Annotated in this window: 21 protein-coding genes; 15 read left to right on the top strand and 6 right to left on the bottom strand. The window is 31.6% G+C overall.

Going from position 1 to position 22932, the window contains the following annotated elements; all coding sequences use genetic code 11:
- Window position 1 precedes the first annotated feature (1 nt).
- Complete coding sequence (locus ABNT61_RS02815) at window positions 2-754, top strand: LytTR family DNA-binding domain-containing protein (protein WP_348744769.1); 753 nt, start codon at window positions 2-4, stop codon at window positions 752-754.
- Window positions 755-779: 25 nt separating this feature from the next.
- On the opposite strand, the gene ABNT61_RS02810 is transcribed toward ABNT61_RS02815, so the two are convergent.
- Window positions 780-1697 (bottom strand): LamG-like jellyroll fold domain-containing protein, encoded by a 918-nt coding sequence (locus ABNT61_RS02810; protein WP_348744768.1) that lies wholly within the window; start codon window positions 1695-1697, stop codon window positions 780-782.
- Between the two features lie 173 nt (window positions 1698-1870).
- Between ABNT61_RS02810 and ggt the strand changes: the two genes are divergently transcribed.
- A complete protein-coding gene (ggt, locus tag ABNT61_RS02805) occupies window positions 1871-3568 on the top strand; it encodes a gamma-glutamyltransferase (protein ID WP_348744767.1) in 1698 nt (565 codons plus the stop codon).
- A gap of 102 nt (window positions 3569-3670) precedes the next feature.
- On the opposite strand, the gene ABNT61_RS02800 is transcribed toward ggt, so the two are convergent.
- The gene (locus tag ABNT61_RS02800) at window positions 3671-5014 is read right to left on the bottom strand and encodes an alkaline phosphatase D family protein (RefSeq protein ID WP_348744766.1); all 1344 of its coding nucleotides are present in this window, start codon (window positions 5012-5014) and stop codon (window positions 3671-3673) included.
- A gap of 169 nt (window positions 5015-5183) precedes the next feature.
- On the opposite strand from ABNT61_RS02800, the gene ABNT61_RS02795 reads away from it, so the two are divergent.
- From ABNT61_RS02795 to ABNT61_RS02740, 12 genes are all read left to right on the top strand, one after another.
- A complete protein-coding gene (locus tag ABNT61_RS02795; RefSeq protein WP_348744765.1) occupies window positions 5184-6026 on the top strand; it encodes a dienelactone hydrolase family protein in 843 nt (280 codons plus the stop codon).
- A gap of 37 nt (window positions 6027-6063) precedes the next feature.
- Window positions 6064-9342, top strand: a complete 3279-nt coding sequence (locus ABNT61_RS02790) for a VPS10 domain-containing protein (RefSeq protein WP_348744764.1) — start codon at window positions 6064-6066, stop codon at window positions 9340-9342.
- A 138-nt stretch (window positions 9343-9480) separates the two neighbouring features.
- Complete coding sequence (locus ABNT61_RS02785; protein ID WP_348744763.1) at window positions 9481-10062, top strand: Crp/Fnr family transcriptional regulator; 582 nt, start codon at window positions 9481-9483, stop codon at window positions 10060-10062.
- Between the two features lie 199 nt (window positions 10063-10261).
- The gene (locus ABNT61_RS02780; RefSeq protein ID WP_348744762.1) at window positions 10262-11662 is read left to right on the top strand and encodes an alginate export family protein; all 1401 of its coding nucleotides are present in this window, start codon (window positions 10262-10264) and stop codon (window positions 11660-11662) included.
- A 27-nt stretch (window positions 11663-11689) separates the two neighbouring features.
- A complete protein-coding gene (locus ABNT61_RS02775; RefSeq protein WP_348744761.1) occupies window positions 11690-12973 on the top strand; it encodes a hypothetical protein in 1284 nt (427 codons plus the stop codon).
- Between the two features lie 204 nt (window positions 12974-13177).
- The gene (locus tag ABNT61_RS02770) at window positions 13178-14080 is read left to right on the top strand and encodes an Ig-like domain-containing protein (protein WP_348744760.1); all 903 of its coding nucleotides are present in this window, start codon (window positions 13178-13180) and stop codon (window positions 14078-14080) included.
- 70 nt (window positions 14081-14150) lie between these two features.
- Entirely contained in the window at window positions 14151-14444 is a 294-nt protein-coding gene (locus tag ABNT61_RS02765; protein ID WP_348744759.1) for a GNAT family N-acetyltransferase, read from the top strand.
- A gap of 19 nt (window positions 14445-14463) precedes the next feature.
- Window positions 14464-14889, top strand: coding sequence for a (4Fe-4S)-binding protein (locus ABNT61_RS02760; RefSeq protein ID WP_348744758.1), 426 nt, complete (start codon window positions 14464-14466; stop codon window positions 14887-14889).
- A 161-nt stretch (window positions 14890-15050) separates the two neighbouring features.
- Entirely contained in the window at window positions 15051-15770 is a 720-nt protein-coding gene (locus ABNT61_RS02755) for a pirin family protein (RefSeq protein WP_348745669.1), read from the top strand.
- Window positions 15771-15874: 104 nt separating this feature from the next.
- Window positions 15875-16783: a helix-turn-helix domain-containing protein gene (locus tag ABNT61_RS02750; RefSeq protein WP_348744757.1), complete on the top strand. Its 909-nt coding sequence runs from the start codon at window positions 15875-15877 to the stop codon at window positions 16781-16783.
- 85 nt (window positions 16784-16868) lie between these two features.
- Window positions 16869-17819, top strand: a complete 951-nt coding sequence (locus ABNT61_RS02745; RefSeq protein WP_348744756.1) for a nuclear transport factor 2 family protein — start codon at window positions 16869-16871, stop codon at window positions 17817-17819.
- Window positions 17820-17821: 2 nt separating this feature from the next.
- A complete protein-coding gene (locus ABNT61_RS02740) occupies window positions 17822-18847 on the top strand; it encodes an alpha/beta hydrolase (protein ID WP_348744755.1) in 1026 nt (341 codons plus the stop codon).
- Between the two features lie 54 nt (window positions 18848-18901).
- On the opposite strand, the gene ABNT61_RS02735 is transcribed toward ABNT61_RS02740, so the two are convergent.
- Entirely contained in the window at window positions 18902-19534 is a 633-nt protein-coding gene (locus ABNT61_RS02735; protein WP_348744754.1) for an NADPH-dependent F420 reductase, read from the bottom strand.
- Window positions 19531-20301, bottom strand: coding sequence for a type 1 glutamine amidotransferase domain-containing protein (locus ABNT61_RS02730; RefSeq protein ID WP_348744753.1), 771 nt, complete (start codon window positions 20299-20301; stop codon window positions 19531-19533). Before ABNT61_RS02730 ends, ABNT61_RS02735 begins: the two co-directional genes overlap by 4 nt.
- 94 nt (window positions 20302-20395) lie before the next feature.
- Here ABNT61_RS02730 and ABNT61_RS02725 point away from each other — a divergent pair, with 94 nt between their 5' ends.
- A complete protein-coding gene (locus ABNT61_RS02725; protein ID WP_348744752.1) occupies window positions 20396-20743 on the top strand; it encodes a helix-turn-helix domain-containing protein in 348 nt (115 codons plus the stop codon).
- Between the two features lie 12 nt (window positions 20744-20755).
- Here the strand turns inward: ABNT61_RS02725 and ABNT61_RS02720 are convergent, their stop codons facing one another.
- Both ABNT61_RS02720 and ABNT61_RS02715 read right to left on the bottom strand, forming a co-directional pair.
- Complete coding sequence (locus ABNT61_RS02720) at window positions 20756-21799, bottom strand: hypothetical protein (RefSeq protein WP_348744751.1); 1044 nt, start codon at window positions 21797-21799, stop codon at window positions 20756-20758.
- Window positions 21800-21820: 21 nt separating this feature from the next.
- A complete protein-coding gene (locus ABNT61_RS02715; protein WP_348744750.1) occupies window positions 21821-22918 on the bottom strand; it encodes a hypothetical protein in 1098 nt (365 codons plus the stop codon).
- Between the last annotated feature and the right edge of the window lie 14 nt (window positions 22919-22932).

The following is a 22932-nucleotide window of genomic DNA, read 5'->3' as shown; positions in this document are numbered from 1 at the left end:
TATGAATTTACTTATTATTGAAGACGAACCAAGAGCTGCTCGACAATTAGAAAACTTACTTAATAAAAGTGGTTTAAACTTCAATGTATTGGAAATAATTGATTCTGTAGAGGATGCTATTTCTTGGTTTAAAATCAATAAGAATCCAGATCTAATATTTATGGATATTCAATTAGCGGATGGCTTAAGTTTTGAGATATTTCAGCATATAGAAGTAGAATCACCAATAATTTTTACGACTGCTTTTGATCAGTATGCAATTCAAGCGTTTAAAGTAAATAGTATAGATTATTTGTTAAAACCAATTCAGCGAGAAGATTTAGATGCTGCTTTAACTAAATTCAATAAAACAAACTCTTCTAATTCTATTCAGCCAGCAATTTTAAAACAACTTCTTGATTCCATGCAAGAACCGCAATATAGATCTGGAATTTTGGTAAAAGAGGGTAGTGGCTTTGTTCAAATCAAAATATCAGAAATATTATATGCGTATTCTGAAAATAGTATCACATTTGGAGTTACACATCACAAACGATTTATAATAGATGAAACAATTGATCAATTGTATTCTTCTCTAAATCATTCTCAATTCTATAAGATTAACCGAGGTCAGATTGTTTCGAAATCTTCAGTTGAAAAATTAAATGCACACTTTAATCATAGAGTCAAGCTATCAATCACTAATCCTAGAGATCAAGAGTTTATTGTAAGTAGACAAAAAACTAGTGATTTTAAACAATGGTTGAACTCTTGATTTTAAAAAGAACTAACAATCAATCTTACTTTAAAATTGAATGAACACCATTTTCTAATTGATATAAAGCTGTTATCTCTTTATCGGTAAGACTTCTGTTATAAATTGATAATTCATCCATTAAACCAATATATCCTAATCCTAAATAGATGTTAGACTTATCGAGCTCCCAAGTAAAAGGAGTATCAATATTTTCTCTTGTTCCTTTCAACTCACCATTCATATATAAAGATGCTTTTCCTTCTTTAGTATTTAAACCAGAAAAATTAATTAAAATATGAGTCCATTGACCAGTTCCAAAAGGAGGATTTTTAACTCCAGTTAATCGCTTATTAAAAATAGGATTTTCATTATCTGGTCCTTCTGGATTTGGGTTCCAAACATTTCTATCTCCAATTACTCCTAATCTAAAATCACGTGGGTTTTCTTTTGTGAAATCAACCCAAATCGCAGCATCGTTATAACTTACATCTGTGATTTGAATAGGATCACAATAGCCTGGTTCTAAATCTTTAGCTGGATCTAAACTTAACCAAAATGAAATTGTTCCATTCCAATTAATTGAATCATAAGCAATATTTTTTGTACTAGGATAATAGATATATCCTTTACTTCGTTCAGTAAAAACTAACCCAGAACCAAATTTCCCTTTATTTTCTTCAAGTTTAATATCTGGTTTGTGCAGTCCTACTTTCGCAGAATCAACTGCTTTACGATTAGGAACTGTATACATTTCAGCATCTCCCAAAGCAAAATCAGCTTTAACACCGTTATCAAAAGAAGCATAAAAAGTCAAAGCTTTCTTTAATTCTAAATTTGTTGTATCAACTGCTTTTTCTTCATTTCCATTTGCTTCTTTCTTTTCTTGTTTACAAGAATAAAAAATAGAAATAGATAGGATTGAAAGGACTAGAATTCTATTCGTTGCTAAATTGCTAAACATGATTTATTTGGTTTTAAGGATACTATTCAAATGTACTAATAATAAAAGGTATTTTATTTTAGAAAGTAATATATAACAATTTAAATGGTCCTGTTAAATACTTCTTTGTTTTGAATTAAGAATATATTCTTTAGTATTTTAGAGGCACAAATCAAATCTGAAGGCACATAATTATGAGAAAATTACTTCTTTTGGCTTTTTGTATTACAATGAATTTTCAATACACAGAAGCTCAAGATAGAATCACAGGTGAACCATTTGCGACTCGTTCTGAGGTTTTAGGACAGAATGGAATGGTTGCTACAAGTCATCCTTTAGCTACCCAAATTGGTTTAGATATATTGAAAAATGGTGGAAATGCAATTGACGCGGCTATTGCGGCTAATGCTGCATTAGGTTTAATGGAACCAACAGGTTGTGGAATAGGAGGTGACTTATTTGCTATAGTTTGGGATGGCAAAACCCAAAAAATATATGGTTTAAATGCAAGTGGACGTTCTCCTCAAAAATTGACTTTGGAATATTTTGAGAAGAATAACATGACTAAAATTCCATCACATGGACCAATACCAGTGAGCGTTCCTGGTGCTGTTGATGGATGGTTTGAATTGCATAAAAAGTTTGGATCTAAACCAATGTCTGAAATATTAGCTCCTGCTATTGATTATGCTGAAAAAGGTTTTCCTTTAACTGAACTAATTGCATGGTATTTACAAAGAAGCATTCCTTTTTATCAATCAAAGAATTTCCCAAACATTACTGAAACCTATATTTCACAAAACGGAGGTAAATTGCCTAATGAAGGTGAAATTTATAAGAATCCATATTTAGCAAACACATATAGAAAAATTGCCAAAGGTGGTAGAGATGCTTTTTACAAAGGAGATATTGCTAAAACTATCGGTAAGTTTATAAAAGAACAAGGAGGATTTTTATCTGCAAAAGATTTAAGTAATCATAAATCTGAATGGGTAGAGCCTGTTTCTGTAAACTATAGAGGTTATGATGTATGGGAGTTACCTCCAAACGGACAAGGAATTGCTGCTTTACAGATGTTACAAATTCTAAAAGGATACGATTTTTCAAATATTGAATTTGGTAGTGCTGAACACTTACATCTTTTTACTGAAGCCAAAAAGCTTGCTTTTGAAGATAGAGCGAAATATTATGCTGATATGGATTTCTTTAAAGTACCTGTTACAGAATTACTTTCAGATTCATATGCTTCAAAAAGAAGAGCTCAAATTGGGAAAAGAGCAGGGAAATATAATGCTGGTAAAATTTCTGCGGGTGAAACTATTTATATGACGGTAGCAGATAAAAATGGAACAATGATCTCATTAATTCAAAGTAATTATAGAGGAATGGGATCGGGAATGGTTCCTCCAGGATTAGGATTTATGCTCCAAGATAGGGGAGAATTATTTAGTTTAAAAAAGGGTCAAGCAAATACTTATGAGCCTAATAAACGTCCATTTCATACAATTATTCCTGCTTTTATTACCAAAAATGGAAAACCTTTTGTTAGCTTTGGAGTCATGGGTGGAGATTTTCAACCGATGGGGCATACACAAATTGTTATGAATTTAGTAGATTTCGGAATGAATTTGCAAGAAGCCGGAGATGCACCAAGATTTGATCATACCGGTGGAGCAAGCCCAATGGGAGAAACAACTACGAATACTGGAACAATTCGTACAGAATCTGGAATTCCATATACAACGATACGAGGATTGATTGATAGAGGTCATCGAATTGGAACCGTTAGAGGTGTGTATGGAGGATACCAAGGAATTATGTGGGACGATAAAAATAAAGTATATCATGGAGCTTCTGAAAGTCGTAAAGACGGACAAGCTGCTGGTTACTAATACCGTTTAAGTACTTACTTAAATAATACAACCAAAAAAGACCTTATTACTAAGGTCTTTTTAATTTATAATTCCATTTATTCTAAAAGCAAATCTTATCTATTATCTTCTTCTAGATCTGTATCTTAAATCTTGAGCTTTAATAGCTTTAGTCCAAAGTTCTTTACCGTCTTTATCGAATATCTTCATTGTTAATACTCTGTCTTTTCTTGGACCGCTAACGTTTAATATTCCGAAGTTATGAACACCAACCAAAGTTTCTTGTAGCTTGTATACATTCAATTCTTCTTTGTTTTTATGTGCACCTGCTGTTAATGAAGAACAAGTTAAATCGTATAATGGATACACTCTATCACTTTCTTGCATTTTACTCAATCCAGTATGATGTCTGTCTCCATCTAAGAAAATTACACCTTCAATTCTAGCCTCACGAATTTTTTGAATAATATAATTACGTTCTTTCTGAAATAAAGCATGGTTTTCATACATCGCTTCTGAACTAATAAACTGACCACCAATAGCGATAAATTTAAAAGGTGACCTACTTGATGCTAAAGCGTTGATTAACCAATCTATTTGCTCTTTACCTAACATTTGTCTTTCTCCAGTGTAATTGTTATTAGCAGTTCTGTAATAACGATTATCTAATAAGAAAAACTCTAAATCGGCCCACTGAAAATGTCCTGTAATTCCACCTTTTTTAATTACATCGTAATTAGGATTCCCCCAGAATAATTTAAATATTTCTGAAGCTGTATCTTTCATTGCATAGCTTCCGTTCGAATTATTAGGACCAAAATCATGGTCGTCCCAAATTGCATAATGATGCGTAGATGCTAATAAAGGTTGTAATTCTGGTAATGAACGCGTATGTGTATAACGATGTAAAAATCCTTTTCTAGAATCCCAATCCACTTCTCTTAAATACGTGTTATCACCTAACCAAAGCATAAAATCAGGATCTTTTTTATGAATAGAAGTGAATATTTCATATTCGCTTCCGTAAGGCCTTCCTGGTCTATCAACTTCTTTTTCATTTACATAATTACAGCTTCCAACGGCAAAGTTAACCTCAGGTGGATCTGTTCTCCATTGCCAAAGCGTTTGCGCTTGAAATTCCATTGGATAATCTCGTTTTATCCTTCTACCATTCACGAATACCTCATACATATATTTCTTTCCTGGTTGAATGTCATCTGCAACTAATTTTGCTACATAACCTAAATTCTTTTCAGTAGTATATTTTTCTGTTTTAAATCTCTTTTTAGGGTTTTCTTTATCAAAATACTCAAAATGTACTTCGGCTGCTTTTGTAGTTTGCACCCATAATAAAGCTTCCTTCATTGACGAATAACCAACCATTGGTCCAGATTGAACCAAATCTTGAGCTAACATCATAAAACTGTTCATGAATAGAATAGCTACAAAAAATATCTTCTTTATCATCTATATATGTTTAACTAGTTAATTAAGTAATTGAGCAAAGATAATAGTACTAAATGAACTAATGTTTTTTAAATCTTAAGAAAATCATAATTATAAGTGTAAGTCGTTGTAACCATTCAAGTTTTAAAACGACAATTACTATCTTTATAACACCAAAAATCTAACCTAAATGAAACTAATTAAAATTTTTACAGTACTAATTGCATTTACTGTACTATTTTCATGTAAAAATGAAAACAAACCAAAGGAAGAAAATACTTCAACTTCAAAACAAGAAATAGTAAACGTTAAAGGCGAAGAAGTAATCTATGCTTCTGATTCTACGAATTTAAAAGGATACATTTCTTTTGATGAAAATAAAAAAGGAAAAAGACCTGGTGTAATTATTGTACATGAATGGTGGGGACATAATGATTATGTAAGAAAACGTGCAGACATGTTAGCCGAATTAGGATACACGGCGATTGCTATTGATATGTATGGAGATGGAAAACAAGCCAATCATCCAAGTGATGCTGGTAAATTTGCGCAAAGCGTAATGTCTAATCTTCCTGTTGCAAAAGCTCGTTTTAAAGCCGCATTAGATCTATTAAAAAAACATGAATCTGTGGATGCAGATAAAATTGCAGCTATAGGATATTGCTTTGGTGGCAGCGTAGCATTAACAATGGCTAATACTGGAGAAGATTTAGATGCTGTTGCTGCTTTTCATAGCGGAGTACAATTACCTGTAATGCCAAATGAAGAATTAAAAGCTCGAGTTTTAGTATGTAACGGAGCTGAAGATCCATTTATAAGCCCTGAAGCTGTAAAAGCATTTACTTCTGCATTAGATTCTTTAGGAAAAAAGTATGAATATGTTTCTTATCCTGGAGCAAAACATAGTTTTACATCTAAAGAAGCAGATGCAAATGGAGAAAAATTCAAACTTCCACTTGCCTATAATGCTGAAGCTGACCAAAAATCTTGGGAAAGTTTACAGCAATTATTAAAAGATGTTTTTACCAACTAATTTTTATTAATCAAACAGTTTTAAGAATCTTTTATTCATGAGAAAAACACTCATTATCTTTTTGAGTATTTTTTTGAGTACGAATCTTTTTAGTAATGCTCAAAAGAACAAAACCAAAAAATCTGAATTAAGTAAAATCAGTATTTCTGGATTAAAATGGCGTAATGTTGGTCCGGCTTTAACTTCAGGACGTATAGCCGATTTTGCTTTCAATCCTAAAAATCCATTTGAATATTATGTAGCAACCGCTTCTGGAGGAGTTTGGAAAACTGTAAACTCAGGAGTTACATACGAACCAATTTTTGATTCGCAAGGATCTTATTCTATTGGATGTATTACAATTGATCCGAACAATCCAAATGTAATTTGGGTCGGTACAGGAGAAAATAACAATCAACGTTCTGTTGCTTATGGTGATGGAGTTTATAGATCTCTTGATGGCGGAAAGTCTTGGAAACATATGGGACTTAAAAACTCTGAACACATTGGAAAGATTATAGTTCATCCGGAAAACTCCAATATTGTCTATGTTGCTGCAATTGGTCCGTTATGGAGTAAAGGCGGAGACAGAGGTTTATATAAAACTGAAGACGGTGGTAAAACTTGGAAATCTGTTATTAAAGTAGATGAACATACAGGAGTGAACGATGTTGTTATGGATCCTAGAGATCCGAATGTTTTATATGCATCAACATTACAAAGAAGACGTCATGTTTACACTTATGTTGGTGGTGGACCAGGATCTGGAATGCACAAAAGTGAAGATGGCGGAGAAACTTGGACCAAAATTAACAAAGGATTACCTGGTGTTGAATTAGGAAGAATTGGATTAGCAATTTCTCCAGCAAATCCTGAGATCATTTATGCAATTGTAGAGGCTGCTAACCGTAAAGGTGGTTTTTACGCTTCTACAAATAGAGGAGCAAGCTGGGAAAAACGCAGTTCGCATGTAACAAGTGGTAATTATTACCAAGAAATAATTGCAGACCCTGTAGATGAAAACACAGTGTATTCAATGGATACTTGGATGTCAGTAACTCACAATGGAGGAAAGAGTTTTGAGTTAGTTGGAGAAGATACGAAGCATGTGGATAATCATTGTATGTGGATTAATCCGAACAACAATAAACATTGGTTAGTAGGATGTGACGGAGGAATTTATGAAACTTTTGACGCTGCTAAAACATGGGGTTTTAAAAAGAACCTTCCTGTTACACAATTTTATAAAGTTGCTGTAGATAACGATGCTCCGTTTTATAATATTTATGGTGGAACTCAAGACAATTTCAGTTTAGGAGGACCATCAAGAGTATTAACTAATCACGGTATTCGTAATTCGGAATGGTTTATTACAAATGGAGGAGATGGTTTTGAATCTCAAATAGATCCAAATAATCCAAACATTGTATATGCACAATCTCAATATGGAGGATTAGTGCGTTACGATAAAAAAAGTGGTGAAACAGTAGGAATCAAGCCTAAAGCAAGAAAAGGTGAAAATGCCTATCGTTTTAACTGGGACGCACCTTTAGTTGTGAGTAGACATGTTCCTGGAAGATTGTATTTTTCAGCAAATAAAGTATTTAAATCAGATGATTACGGAAATAGTTGGGAAGTAATAAGCGATGATTTATCTCAACAGATTGATAGAAATACCTTAAAAGTATACGACAGAGTAGTAAGCATGGACGCTGTGATGAAAAATGGATCGACTTCGCTTTACGGAAGTATCGTTGCCTTTTCTGAATCTCCAATAAATAAAGACTTATTAGCCGCTGGAACTGATGATGGATTAATTCACATTTCTGAAGATGGTGGACAAAACTGGCGTAAAATTTCTAAGATTTCTGGAGCACCCGAACAATCTTACGTGAATAGCGTATTCTTATCTAGACATAATGAGAATGTAATTTATGCGGCTTTTAATCATCATAAATATGGAGATTTTAAACCTTACATATTTAAATCAACAGATAAAGGTAGAAGCTGGAATCAGATTCAATCTAATTTGCCAGAAAGAGGAAGTGTTTATGCTATCGAGGAGGATCATATAGATAAAAACTTATTATTCGTAGGAACTGAATTCGGTGTGTTCTTTTCACCCAATCAAGGAGCAAACTGGAAGCAGTTGAAAAAAGGATTACCTACAATTGCCGTTAGAGATATAGCCATTCAAGAACGCGAGAATGACTTAGTTCTAGGTACATTCGGACGTGGATTTTATGTTTTAGACGATTACTCTGTTCTTAGAACTATTGAAAATGCTAAACCGACTGAGAAAGCTAAAATATATCCAATCAGAACTGCATTAATGTGGGAGCAAAGTAGTCCTTTAGGTTTACCTGGAAAATCTTTCCAAGGTGATAATTTCTATACTGCTGATAATTTAGGTCCTGAAGCTTTAATCACGTATTACTACGATTCAAGCTACAAAACCTTAAAAAGTAAGCGTCAAAAGAAAGAGAAAGAGCTTACTAAAGCTGGTTCAGACACTCCTTATCCATCTTACGAAGCATTAAAAGCTGAAACTGACGAAACCAAAGATGAATTAGTTTTTGTTATCAAAGATTCAAACGGAAAAGTAATTAAGAAACAATTTAAATCTGCGGTAAAAGGAGTGCAAAGATTTCACTGGGATTTAAGATATACGCCGCAAAATCCTATTAATTTAAGAAAATCATCTTTTTATAACCCTTTCAGTGGTAAAGATGAAGGAACATTGGTTGCTCCTGGACAGTATACAGTTGAAATGTCTTTATACAAAAACGGAACAATGACTAAGTTAACTGATCCAGTACGTTTTGAAGTTAAAGGATTAAACAACGTAGAAATGCCTGCTAAAAACCGTGCTGAGAAAGTAGCTTTCCAAAAGGATTTAGCGAAGTTACAAGCTGATATGGGAATCATTAGAAATTTAATGTCTGAATCAAGTAATAAATTGCGTTACATCAAGGTAGGAATTAAAAAGTCTGAACAACCAATTGGATCATTAATGACAGATGTATTAAATATTGAAAAACAATTAAAAGAAGTAAGACTTTCTTTATATGGTGATGCTGTTAAACGTAGATTAGATATAGATCAACCTTTACCTGTAGCTAACCGTTTAGGAGCAATTGGATATGAGCAAAAATATTCAACTGCAACTCCAACAAAAACGCATCGTGATAATTACGAAATAGCTAAAGATGAAATTATTGTACTTAAAAAGAGAGTAGAGCAGATTTATAATATTGATATCAAAACATTAGAGAAAAAATTAATTGATTTAGGAGTTCCTTACACACCTGGAAGAGGTTACGAACCAAAAAACTAGATCAAAAAGATATCCTAAAATTTTAAAGAATACGATTATCCACAATGGATAATCGTATTTTTTATTTCATATATCTCTAAATTGCTATATTGGTTCACATTTTAATCGAATTAAATTTCTTCTTAATACTTTACAACATTGGAACCAAAACAATTTGAATCGTTAATCCTACATTTTAAAAATAAGATTTCCTTATCAGAAGCTGAGGAAGAATTAATCATTTCTAAACTGAGAAGTAAACGTTATTTAAAAGGACAATACATCATTCAGGAAGAAGATGTGTACAAGTATCAAACATTCATTGTAAAAGGAAAGGTTAAAACCTTCTATATGGCAGAAGACGGGAATGAACATGTTATTGCTTTTGGTTTAGACAATTGGTGGGTTGGTGACATTTGTAGTTTTACAACACAAACTCCAGCTATGTTTAACACCGTTTGTCTTGAAGAAACTTTGGTTGCTCAAATCTCATATGAAGCTATGGAATTCTTGTATAACGAAATACCACAGTTAGAAAAATATTTTCGATTAACACTCGAAAAAGCATATGGAAATACTACAAAAAGACTCGTTAGAAATCATTCAATGCCCGCAATAGATAGATATGTTTTATTTACTGAAGAATATCCTGAAATTGTAAATCAGGTACCACAATATATGATTGCTTCTTACTTAGGAATTACCAAAGAATTTTTAAGTTCTATAAAAAAACAACTTTAATAACTTCATAAACAAGCTTCTTATTACGAGGAGAAGACTAAATATACATTAAATATTAAGCTATCTTAATATCTTTTGTTAATGTAACTTATTTTTTTTTAGAATAATCTGGCTGAACTTTGTAAGTGTAAAAAAAGAACTGTAAATCAATTGATTAACGCTTCTAATTATACTCAATAAACTAATCAGTCACTTTATAATGAAAAGAATAACCTATTTTGTATTACTCTTATTTACCAAAATTTCAATAGCTCAAAATATTGAGTTAAAAGAACAACCAAAATTCAGTCTTTTTAGAGCTAGCGAAAACTATGAGTACTTAAAGGAACATGAAAAGTATAAAAAGGACTTTTTCGATCCCATAAAATTCATTCCTTTAAATGAGAATAAAGATATCTATTTATCATTGGGTGGTCAAATACGACCTCGTTTCGAACACTATTCAAATAGACTTTGGAACGGAGAAGAAGATCAAGATTTTTATTCACAAAGATTGTCTTTTCACACCAATTTAGTTCTTGGAAAATATTTTAGAATTTTTAGTGAGTTATATCACGGATATACCAGTCATGAAAGAGAATTTGTAGAATATGATGAATTAGACTTTCATCAACTCTTTGCTGAATTTATAATTCCATTTAAAAATCACAGCAAATTATCTGTAATTCTGGGAAGACAAGAACTTGGATTTGGCGCTGGGAGATTAATAGGATTTAGAGAAGGTCCAAATATTAGAAGAGCTTTCGATGCTTCTCGAATCATTTTTTCAAAAGGTAAAACGAATATACAAGCTTTCTACGGTAAAGAAGTAAGACCAACTTTTTCTGCATTTGACAATGAATTTACATTGTTTAATAATAATTCGAATAATCCCAAATTATGGGGATTATATAGCCAATTTAAAATACCTGGTTTTAATGGAATGAACGAAATCTATTATTTAGGTTATCAAAATAATAATGCAACATTTAATGATGTTACAGGAGAAGAAAAAAGGCATACACTTGGTTTACGCCGTTTTGGAAAAATTGGTAAACGATTTCAATACAACACCGAACTCATCTATCAATTTGGAGAATTAGGAACAAATGATGTTAGTGCGTTCAATTTAGAAAGCGATTGGCATTATAAACTTATCAATACAAATTGGTTATGGAATCCAGGATTGAAATTAGAATATACGAGTGGTGATAAGAATATTGGTGATGGAAAAATAAACACATTCAATCCGCTATTTGTTAATCCAGCATATTATAGTCTTGCTGCATCAATTGCTCCTGTCAACTTAATATCATTACATCCATCAATATCGGCTAAACCAATGGAAAAACTTAACATTTACGCTGAATGGGCATTCTTTTGGAGAGCTTCTGAAAATGATGGTTTATACCAACCACCACGTTTTATAAATAGACTTTCCAATGGAATTACAGCAAGAGATTTAGGTAGCCAATTTGGATTCAAAGCTTCTTACGAATTCAATCGTCATTTATCTTTTGATTTAGACTTAAGTTACTTCATCGCTGGTACTTTTCAAGAGAATAATGGAAACAGTGAAAACATCTTTCATTTTGCACCAACACTGAATTATAAATTTTAAATACAATAACTATTAAATACTTCATAAATGAGAATCTTAAATAATATTACAAAGCTGTTTGTTTTAACATTACTTGTATGTTGTAATGCTCAACAAACAAAAGGACCAAATCCTAAGGAAGAATTGGTTACTCAAACTAACAACTCACCAAACAAATTACCTGGTGCTACAGTAATGTCCTTTGGACCAGATAATGTGCTTTTTGTTGGTGATAGTAAATCAGGTATGCTTTACGCAATTCCAACAACTGCAAAGGAACTTAAAGAACCTACTGCATTTAATTTAAAAGGAGTGGACCGAAAAATTGCCAAATTACTTGGAGTGACTCCGTCGGATTTAATTTTTAATGACATGCAAATTCATCCTGTAAGTCAAGAAGCATATATTGCTGTAAAAAGAGGATTTTCTCCTGATGCTGAAACCGTAATCGTAGCAATTAATCCAACAGGAGAGAGTTTGAGATTGGTTGATGTTAGCAAGAGAACAAGCGTAAAGGTAAAAAATATAAGGACAGATGAATTTGAATTATACGGTAGAAGTTCAGTTCGTTTAAATATTACAGATATCGACTATCATGATGGATTTGTATATGTTGCTGGTTTAACCAACGGAGAATTTGCATCCAACTTAAGGAAAATTGCATATCCTTTTAATAGCACTCAAGAATCTGTATCTGGAATTGAAATTTATCATGCAGTTCATACGCAAAAAGAAACCAGAGCTCCAATTAGAACGATGGCTTTTGAAGAAATTAATGGAGAATCAACATTAATTGCAGCTTATACTTGTACACCTCTAGTAAGTATTCCAACTTCAGAAATTAAAAAAGGAAATCATATCAAAGGTAAAACTGTAGCTGAACTTGGTTTTGGAAATACGCCAATTGATATGATCACATTTACCGCACAAGAAAGGGAAGGAAGTTTTGACAAAAAGTTATTAATAATACACAAAGAGAGAAGTGCGAGTTTAATTTCATTGAAAGATTTCGCAGAAGCTAATAAAGGTGAAGGAATGACTTCAGGATTTTCAATGGGACCAGAAGGTGTAAAAATATTTCCAGTTCCTATGTCGGGTACAATGCATGTTTCAGAACAAAATCAAATGATGATTACCGCCTTACAACGCGATATGGATACTGGTCAAGTAAACTTATTATCTGAGTTAAAAGGAGCTTATTTCAGATTAAGCAATTTTGATAGTGAATATGAATTTCCAGATTTCAAATATGGAGAAAAAGATCCTTGGAAAAGCTTCCATAACATGCTAAAACCAATAGAAGGATTTCCTGAATTAGTCAAAGAAAAGTAATTTTTCAATACTAAAATCACAGGTGTCATTACCTGTGATTTTCAATCCATTATTCATATGCTATGCGTTTATTACCTCCTTTTTGTATTCTGTTTCTTCAGAAGCATTTTATTAACCAGTCAAGACTCAAAACTTATCGTTAAAAAAGATAAACTGATTTTGAAAAACTGGAATTTTCAAAAGAAACATACAAAAGTTTATTTATTGGATTCATCAAACCACGAGCAAACGAAAACAGAGATCGCTGGGTCATTTGTAGCACAAACTAATTCCATGATTTTTATACCAAGATTTCCTTTTCTACAAGGCAAAACTTATACCATTAAAACGAATGATTATCAAAAAGAGTTTTTCGTTCCTAAAAGCGTAAATAATAAACCAGAAGTAACTGAAATATATCCTACTAAGAACAAAATTCCTGAAAATATACTACGCATGTATATTCAGTTTTCTAATCCAATGAAAACAACTGGAAACTTAAAAAACATCAAGTTGTATGATTCAAAAGGAGTAGAAGTGAAGGGAGCCATATTTAATAACGTTTATGAACTTTGGAATGAAGCACAAACTCAGTTAACTATAATATTTGATCCATCGAGAGTTAAAACGGGATTGAAGATTAATAAAAACATGGGGCGTGCGTTACAGGCAGGTGAAAACTATATAATTGTTGTTTTTAACTTAGAAGATATTTACGGTCAAAAACTAAAGAATTCTTACACTAAACATTTTTATGTGACGGAAGAAGATACTCAATCACCAAATCATCAATTATGGAGAGTAACATCTCCTAGAGCGAATACAGTCGAAAGTTTAAATATTGATTTTAAAGAAAGTATTGATATCATGTCTTTACAAAACAGATTGTTTGTTTTTACATCCAATGATGATAGAATTGACGGTAAAATTGAATTTAGTAATAATGAAAAGTCTTGGAAATTTATTCCTAACCAAAAATGGACAAAAGGAGATTACACACTTAAAATCAATTCAAGATTATCAGATCCTTCTGGAAACAACTTAAATGGATTATTTGATCATAAAATTGGGAGTTTAAAATATCGTCAAGAAGGAAAAATTCAAGAATTAAAATTCAACATCAAATAACTGAATTACAAAATAATACAATTAGCAAAAAACTAATTTAATTAGTAAATTTAAGAAACCACTTTACATCATGAATTTTGAATTAAAAAACAATGAAACCTATGAGCAATATGAATTTCATGTGGAAAATCATATTGCCAAAATTGAATATAAAATAAACGTTCAAGGTCAAATATATTTGACACACACAGAAGTTCCAAAAGCTCTTGAAGGTAAAGGCATTGGTTCTGCTTTAGTAAAAGCCGTTCTGAACGATATTAAAGAAAAAGATTTAAAGCTTGTTCCGCTATGTCCTTTCGTAGCACATTACATTAAAAACCATCCAGAATGGAAACAAATTCTTTCAAAGGGAATTAATATTTAATCATTTAAAACAACCAACCATGGACAAAGAAATTATCAAAGAGTATTCAAATGGTGAATTAACCATTGTATGGAAACCTAAAACATGTATTCATGCTGCAGAATGTGTAAAAGCATTACCAAAAGTTTATAATCCTAAAGCTAGGCCTTGGTTGAAAATTGAAAATGCAACAACTGAAGAGCTAAAGGCTCAAATTAAAAATTGCCCTTCTGGTGCTTTAAGCTATTACATGAATGATGAGGATGATAAAGAAGCCGAAACGTTAGAAACCAAAGTTGAAGTACTTGAAAATGGTCCGTTGTTAGTTTATGGAACACTGAAAGTAACTGACAAAGATGGGAATACAGAAACAAAAAATAAAACCACAGCATTTTGTAGATGTGGACATTCAAATAATAAACCTTATTGTGATGGTGCGCATATTAAATCAGGTTTTAATGGATAATAACAAATCTTATGGATAGAAAAAAGTTTTTAAAAAACTCATTATTAGCAGGATTTTTTACGGCTTTTGTACCAAAATTAAGTAGTACAAATACTAATAATCCTGAAAAAATTAATAATCAAATCGGATTTAATCATATTCCGAATATGGAGATTAAAACAATGAAAACAGTTTTACATAAAGCAAATACAAGAGGACATGCTAATCATGGTTGGTTAGATTCACATCATTCTTTCAGTTTTGCAAATTATTACAATCCAGAACGAATGAATTTTGGTGTGCTTCGGGTACTAAATGATGATATTGTTCAAGGTGGAAAAGGTTTTGGTACTCATCCGCATAGAGACATGGAAATCATTTCAATTCCATTAGAAGGTGATTTAGAACATAAAGATAGCATGGGAAATAATGCTGTTATAAAACAAGGAGATGTTCAAGCCATGAGCGCTGGAAAAGGTATTTATCACAGTGAATTCAATAAGAATCAGGAAACAGATGTAAAGTTTTTACAAATTTGGATTGTACCAAATCAACAAAATGTAACTCCAAGATATGATCAAATTTCAATTAAAGATCTAGCAACAAAGAATTCATTTTACCAAGTTTTATCTCCAAATCCTGATGATCAAGGAGTTTGGATTCATCAAAATGCTTGGATGTATTTAGGAGACTTTGATTCTAATTCGAATACAACCTATACCATAAATGATAAGAAGAATGGTGTTTACGCTTTTGTACTTGATGGAGAAGTAGAAATAGAAGGTCAGTCTTTAGAAAAAAGAGATGGTTTCGGATTATGGGATATTGAACGTTTTAATTTGACATCTAAAACCAATAGCAAAGTTTTACTCATAGAAGTGCCAATGGACTTAAAAATTTAGAGCTAATCTAATCTTTATATAAAATCAGCATTTAGGATATCATATTCTTGTGCTGATTTTTTAATCATAAGAATCATATCTGCAAGAAAACGTACATTTGAGTAATGCATCATTTTAAAACCATATCTGATTATTGTAAAGCAATACAAATTCCTGAATCAAAACAACCATACTTTGATATCAGGAGTTTTGAGGAAAATATGCCAACCGTAGTTTCTAAAATGCCAACCTTTAAGCATGAATTTTATGCAATTGCCATAAAAGTTGAAGGTTCTGGAAAAGCTATATCTGGACATCATACAAATTTTCCTGATGGTGCAACAGTATTCTTTAATTCTCCCTTTCAATTAATATCTTGGGATATTTTGCCAGATTGGGAAGGTTATTATTTAATGTTTTCTAAAGAATTCATTTCAAAATCAAAATACCTTCAGAATTTATTGACTGATTTTCCATTCCTGAAAATAGATCAATCTATACCATTTGAAGTTCAGCCTGAGGAAGTTTCAAAACTTCTACGAGTGTATGAAGAAATTTATGCAGAGCAGCAAAATTTAAAAGAAGACTCTTCTAAGATAATTGAAGCACATGTACTTGTATTACTAAATTTCATTAATCGATTCTTCACAAATCAAGTTCATCCAAAAGAAGCAGAAACTGCGTTTAGAAAAGCTGATGTTAATTTACTTTCTAGATTTCAAACCCTAATTGAAACTAGTTTTTATGAAAGTTCGTTAGCTCATAAAAAGTCACATTCTCCTAGCTATTATGCAGAATTGTTAGCTATTCATCCTAATCATTTGAATGCAACTGTTAAACAAATTACTGGGAATACTGCAAAAAGTCAAATCAACACGCATATCATTCAATTAGCGAAGTCTAAATTGTTACAAACAGATATGACAATTAAAGAAATTGCTTATTCATTGCATTTTAATGCTCCAAATAACTTTAATAGTTTCTTTAAGAAACATACCAATCAAACTCCATCTAATTTTAGAAAAAATCAATAGTCTTTGATTTTTATACTTCTTGATTTGATTTCATAAATCTTTCCTTCCATAACTAATTGATCTTTGTAGTGTTAAAATTAACAACATGAGATTAATAACCATTGTACTTGTGATTTCATCTGTAATAGGATGTCAATCAAAACAAACAAATTCAAAGATTATGGACGATTCAACTAATATTCAAGAAACAATAACCAAACTATTTATCAATACTGATAAAAGAGATTGGAGTGGAGTAGAAGCTCAATTTAACAACAAGGTAACTCTTGATTATTCTTCAATGTCAGGAAATCCAGCAACCAAATTATCACCACAAGAAATTACTGGTGGATGGAAAACTATTTTACCTGGATTCACATTTACACATCATCAAATTGGGAATTTCATTACAGAAGTAAATGGAAATACTGCCAAGAGCTTTTGTTATGGCACAGCTACACATTACTTAGAAAATGAAAACGGCAATGTTTGGACTGTAGTTGGAACTTATGATTTTGATCTTCTTAAAGTAAATGAAAAATGGAAAATCTCTGGTATGAAGTTTAACTTTAAATATCAAGATGGTAATACAAAACTTATTCAAGAAATAACTCAGAACAGCACTAGTTCTGAAGATTTAGCAACAAGAAATAAGAATACCGTAAAATCATTTTTCAAAGCTTTAACATCAGAAAATGCAGAATCTATTGCCGAATTATTTGCTGAAAATGGAAAACAAATAAATCCCTATCACTCTAAACTATTTCCTAAAGGAGCCAATGGTAAAGAAGAAATTAGAAACTATTGGAAACCCGTGTTTCCAAACTTTGATGGAATGACTTTTCCGATTCAAGAAATATACGCCATGGAAGATCCAAACATTGTTTACGTGAAGTATACTGGAAATATTCAACTGAAAAACAATTCAGGAATTTATAGTAATGATTATTACTCAACCTTCAAGTTTAATGATCAGGGAAAAATAACAGAATATGTAGAAATTTTTAATCCAATTGTAGCGGCTAAAGCTTTCGGATTAATAGATAAAATTCAATAATCATGAACAAATTATGTATAGGAATTCTAACGGTTTTATTGATAGTAATATCATGTAAACCCTCAACAAAAAAAGATCAAAACAAAATCATAGAAACAACACAAAAACAAAAAACCATGAAAAGAGTAACATTTAAAAGTGAAGGATTAAATTTAGTAGGAAACTTATATTATCCATCAAATTATGAAGAAGAGAAAAAATACCCAACCATTGTTTCATCAGGAAGTTGGACAACTGTAAAAGAACAAATGGCAGGATTATATGCTAAGCAGTTAGCAGAAAACGGATTTATAACATTTGCCTTTGATTTTAGAAATTATGGTGAGAGTGAAGGTGTTCCTAGAAGTTGGGAAAATCCTACCATGAAAATTCAGGATATTAAAAATGCTATTGATTATTTAAAAACCTTACCAGAAGTGGATAGTGATAATATCGGTGCATTTGGAGTTTGCGCAGGTTCTATGTATACACTTATGGCAGCTTCAGAAGATACAGATATTAAAGCCGTGGCAACTACAGCTTCTTGGTTGCATGATGCTGAAGCAGTAAAGTTATTTTATGGAGGTGAAGAAGGTGTTCAAACGAAAATTAAACAAGCCAAAGATGCTAAAAAGAAATATGCAGAGACTGGAGAATTCTCTTATATCAAAGCCATTTCTACAACGGATGAAACCGCGGCTATGTTTGGAGAGTTTGATTATTACTTAAATCCAGAAAGAGGAGCAATTCCACAATGGAATGCAGATCAATTTGCGGTTGCTACTTGGGAAGATTGGTTAACTCTTAATCCATTTCCATCTGCTAAAAACTTAGAAAAACCTTTATTAATGATTCATTCGGATGGAAGTGTGTTACCAGATTATACCAAGAAATACTTTAATACTGTGCCTTCAAAAGATAAAGAATTGGTTTGGGTAGAAACAGATTTACCTTCACCTATGCATCAATTCGCCTTTTATGATCAAGAAAAAGAAGTGAACCTAGCAGTTGAAAAAACAAGTGCTTTCTTTCATAAATATTTACGATAACTGTATTAAAAAGCGAGAATTAGATATTCTCGCTTTTTTACTTCTATCTATATACTACTTTTCAAAATAAGACCACATAAAATTAGGATGATGTCCATCTCTTCTAACCATTTTTACCCAAAGTAATGTCATATGTTCTAAATGCAGTGCTTGATCTAAATTCCCAACATCTTTTGGATAAAAACCAGAATCTTTAATTATCTCCGATATTTCAAGCTTTGAATTTGAATCGCTCCCTGCAAAAAGCATAACAGGTTTATAATCAGAATCTAAATAAGATGGATCATTAAAATTTTCAAATCCATAGATTGTAAATGCTTTTACCACTTTAGCCGAAGAAGCCCATTCCTGAATTTTCTCTGAACCGGAAATCTCACTTTTTAATCCATGTGAAATTCCAATTCCTACAGGATTTGTACAATCCACAAGTGTTTTACCTTGAAAATCTAGATTACCTAAAAGGATTTCATTTACCTTAAAAGGAGTTGCCAAAAAAACGATGTCTGATAAATTAATTGCATTTTGAACTTTTTCTACACTAAAATTTACGTTCTTTTTTAATGCTTCTCTTACACTATTTGAATCGGGATTATCTGATGTAATAATTATGTTGTAACCTTTACTCTGTAAGTTATTTGCAAGTGCAAAACCCACATTTCCTATTCCTATAAACGCTAATGTTTTCATCTATTATTCAATACGTTAACAATTGTTTTTGCTGCAACAAAACCTGAATTTTGTTGTTGACCAGTAATAAGATTACCATCTTGTATAACATAGGAAGTGAAAGGATCGGCTACTTTAAAAGTTGTATTTAATAATTTTCTAGCTTCATCTTCAATGCGATAAGGTTGTATTTTCATACCCACTGCGCTATCAGCAAAATCTTCTTCTGAATTAGCAAATCCAGTCCATGTTTTTCCTTTGACTAACAATTCACCATCAGATGTTTTTGCTTCTAACAATAAAGTTGTTGAATGACAAACGGCTGCACTCGGTTTATTGGCTTCATAAAATGCTGCAAAAAGTTTAGCCAACTCTTCATTACCTCTGAAAGTATACATCGGTGCTTGACCACCAACTAAAAATATTGCATCATATTCATTTTGATTTATTTCAGAAATACTTTTGGTATTACTAAGTATTTCTTTAAATGAGTCCTGTTGCATGTAACCTAGTGTAATTACATCATGAGCAGAATAACCACTTTCATCCGTAGGATTTGAATATCCATCCATTTCAATTTTGCCTCCTTCTGTAGAAACTATCTCTACTTCGTAACCAGCTTCTTGAAATACATGGAGAGGATGAGTTAATTCTGCAGCCCAAAAACCAATAGGCCAGCCAGTTTGGTTTGATACCGTTGGACTACTAACAACCATTGCTATTTTCCCTTTATACTCCGCACCATGAAAATGAACATAGTTCTGAGTTTCTTTTATTTGTGATAACATATTTATTTTTATTAATTACTCTTACAAAGTTATTTTACAGTTGAATAGGTTTTACAAATACCTATATTTGTAAGTAACTAACATTAATGTAAGTATGCCTGACTTTTTAAAAGATAAAAAACGCTATTACACACCTGTAGAATATGTTTTTGATAAAATAGGAGGACTGTATAAAATGCCAGTGCTTTGGCGTGTAAAAGATAGATCTTGGCGATTTTCTGAACTAAAAAAGAGTATTAATAGAGCTTCTGATAGAATGTTAAGTAAAACTCTTAAAGAACTTGTTTTAGATGGTTTTATTCAAAAAGAAATAATTCCTGAAGTGCCTGTAAAAACACTTTATAGTATAACTGAAAAAGGTAAACGTTCAATAGCTATAATCTCTTCATTAAGAGATTACGGTTTTGAGTTAATGAAAGAAGATGGTATTGAAGAAAGTTGAATTTTAAAATAGTTAATTCTGTAGAGAAAATATACGCTCTAAAGTAGGAGAAAGGCTTTCCTTTTGGACATCTCTATCAAACAAGCGTTCTAAATTATTACCAGCAACATCTTCAATTAATTTATTACACTTTAGAACGTATGATTTTGATTTCCATTGATTAAGTGGTGAAAACATAACTTCTTTGTTATTGCTGTCTACAGTAAAAACACCTTCAACATGATTATTTTCATCATCATAAATTTTAAGATTATGAGTTAAACTACCATAATCTAAATTATCATTTAAATGAATGATTAATGCATCTTTAGTTTTTGGTTTTGGAAGATCGAATTTCCAATTATTTATATTCGGTTGAGTTCTATCAGCTTCAGAAACTTTAAAAGTAAACCTAAAATCAGACTTCATTGGAATTCCTTTAGCATCCTTTAAATTTCCATCAATGATTAATGTGTATGATTCGCCAATTTCTAGAACTTTTCCTAATCGTTTATTCGGACCTAACTCTCTTTTTTGTCTTCCCGGTTCAACCCACAATGTAAGAAGCTTTCCATCATTTGAAAGTAGGGGAGTTTCCAATGGTAATAATGCTCTATCTACCTTTTTTTGAGTTCTATTATCTATTAAGGAAATATGATCGTAGATATTCGTTGGGTTTACCGGTTTTGAAAACTCTACATACCATTTCAATAAATTTGATGGAACTTCAGAAGAATTAGGATACAAATTTTCAACATTAAGAATCTTATAGTTTGATTCTAACGGAATAGAAAATTCATAATACATGTTATTAAAAACTACGGTATAGATAGTTTCTACTTGAAATGGAAGTAAAGGTGAAAAAATTATCTGATCTCCTTTTGTACTTAAATTTCCTATAATAGATTTTCTATTATTGATTTCTTGTGAATTTTTAAAAGTGCCTTTATAGACTTTTATCACATTTTGTGAATCGTTAGCTACAACTTCTATAGCTGTTTTAGAAAAAGAAAACTTTGGAGATTGCGAGAACAACTCCAAAGTCATTATAAAAAATAATATTGTTATTAATCGCATTAAATTGCGGTAATTAAAAGATTATAACCAACGATTAGAACTTGTTTTTAACGCTAATTTGCCATTAGCTTCTCTCTGGATAAATACAAATTCTTTATCATTAAGTTTATCTAGTTGTTGAACGTTTACAAATGGTAAATTGATAAAATCAACACCGCTAGTTCCTGCACGTTCTTTTACACGAGTGTTTAAAGAAGTATTAAACGCTTCAATATCTGAAACTTTAATCTTCATTAAAGCTCTATTGGAGTTTGCCATTAAAATGTAACGTTTTCCATCTTTAGTCATTTCAATAATATCTAAAGGTGTATTCCAGTTTCCTAATTCCGCAACTGTTCTTCCTTTTGTATGAGCACCAGGATTTAAGCTATTCATAGGAAAAACAACCAATGGAGTACAGGTATAACTTGCGATAATATGTGGTTGATTGTTTATCGTTGTCGTCATAAATGTCTTAATTGGAGCATGAGTTTCGTACTTTCCATGAGCGGCATGATAAATTTCTAATGAACTATCTTTTTGATTATTAGTGAATGGAAATGGAATTGATCTAAATGTAGACGCAAATTCAGCATTATTTAATCCTGAAACCATTATTTGTCCATTACCATATTGAATATCCGTAATTGCTAATCTGCGCAAAGGTCTTCCACGTCTGTCTTTAGCATCAGCATTAATTACATTTGTAACTGCTGTTTTTGAAAATGAAACAGAACCTAAAGGAACATTTTCTAAAGTATTATTATTTACAAGAAAAAGAAATGATTTCCCTGAACTATGTTGCGCACCTATATAAACGTTTTGATTCACAGGATTCACAACCATATCTATAATTTGTAATTGATCGCTATCAGCACCCAATAAATCACTTAAAAGTGATTCAATATCTTTTAAGTATAACTTCTTGTTTGTCGCCTTCTTTGCTGAACTCATATCAACTGCAACAATTTGTGAATTTTTACTGTCTCCTAAAAATAATATTCCCTCTGGACCAAAAGTCATGGCGTTTATTGAACCAATTTCTGGATTACCAGTTGTAAAATCTTTTGTTAATGAGTCGTTTGCAAATGAAGGTAAACAAAACAACCCTACTAGTAGTGTTAGTATTAATTTTCTCATGGTTTGATTTATTT

It is taken from the genome of Tenacibaculum sp. 190524A05c (genome assembly GCF_964036595.1).
GTDB lineage: Bacteria > Bacteroidota > Bacteroidia > Flavobacteriales > Flavobacteriaceae > Polaribacter > Polaribacter platacis.
This window is presented reverse-complemented; position numbering and strand designations above follow the sequence as displayed.

Coding starts and splice junctions, on each gene's coding strand:
- ABNT61_RS02715 (WP_348744750.1), bottom strand. CDS start 22,918: ATGAGAAAATTAATACTAACACTACTAGTAGGGTTGTTTTGTTTACCT.
- ABNT61_RS02795 (WP_348744765.1), top strand. CDS start 5,184: ATGAAACTAATTAAAATTTTTACAGTACTAATTGCATTTACTGTACTA.
- ABNT61_RS02780 (WP_348744762.1), top strand. CDS start 10,262: ATGAAAAGAATAACCTATTTTGTATTACTCTTATTTACCAAAATTTCA.
- ABNT61_RS02755 (WP_348745669.1), top strand. CDS start 15,051: ATGAAAACAGTTTTACATAAAGCAAATACAAGAGGACATGCTAATCAT.
- ABNT61_RS02725 (WP_348744752.1), top strand. CDS start 20,396: ATGCCTGACTTTTTAAAAGATAAAAAACGCTATTACACACCTGTAGAA.
- ABNT61_RS02765 (WP_348744759.1), top strand. CDS start 14,151: ATGAATTTTGAATTAAAAAACAATGAAACCTATGAGCAATATGAATTT.
- ABNT61_RS02800 (WP_348744766.1), bottom strand. CDS start 5,014: ATGATAAAGAAGATATTTTTTGTAGCTATTCTATTCATGAACAGTTTT.
- ABNT61_RS02760 (WP_348744758.1), top strand. CDS start 14,464: ATGGACAAAGAAATTATCAAAGAGTATTCAAATGGTGAATTAACCATT.
- ABNT61_RS02720 (WP_348744751.1), bottom strand. CDS start 21,799: ATGCGATTAATAACAATATTATTTTTTATAATGACTTTGGAGTTGTTC.
- ABNT61_RS02735 (WP_348744754.1), bottom strand. CDS start 19,534: ATGAAAACATTAGCGTTTATAGGAATAGGAAATGTGGGTTTTGCACTT.
- ABNT61_RS02775 (WP_348744761.1), top strand. CDS start 11,690: ATGAGAATCTTAAATAATATTACAAAGCTGTTTGTTTTAACATTACTT.
- ABNT61_RS02810 (WP_348744768.1), bottom strand. CDS start 1,697: ATGTTTAGCAATTTAGCAACGAATAGAATTCTAGTCCTTTCAATCCTA.
- ABNT61_RS02730 (WP_348744753.1), bottom strand. CDS start 20,301: ATGTTATCACAAATAAAAGAAACTCAGAACTATGTTCATTTTCATGGT.
- ABNT61_RS02750 (WP_348744757.1), top strand. CDS start 15,875: ATGCATCATTTTAAAACCATATCTGATTATTGTAAAGCAATACAAATT.
- ABNT61_RS02740 (WP_348744755.1), top strand. CDS start 17,822: ATGAACAAATTATGTATAGGAATTCTAACGGTTTTATTGATAGTAATA.
- ggt (WP_348744767.1), top strand. CDS start 1,871: ATGAGAAAATTACTTCTTTTGGCTTTTTGTATTACAATGAATTTTCAA.
- ABNT61_RS02790 (WP_348744764.1), top strand. CDS start 6,064: ATGAGAAAAACACTCATTATCTTTTTGAGTATTTTTTTGAGTACGAAT.
- ABNT61_RS02745 (WP_348744756.1), top strand. CDS start 16,869: ATGAGATTAATAACCATTGTACTTGTGATTTCATCTGTAATAGGATGT.
- ABNT61_RS02815 (WP_348744769.1), top strand. CDS start 2: ATGAATTTACTTATTATTGAAGACGAACCAAGAGCTGCTCGACAATTA.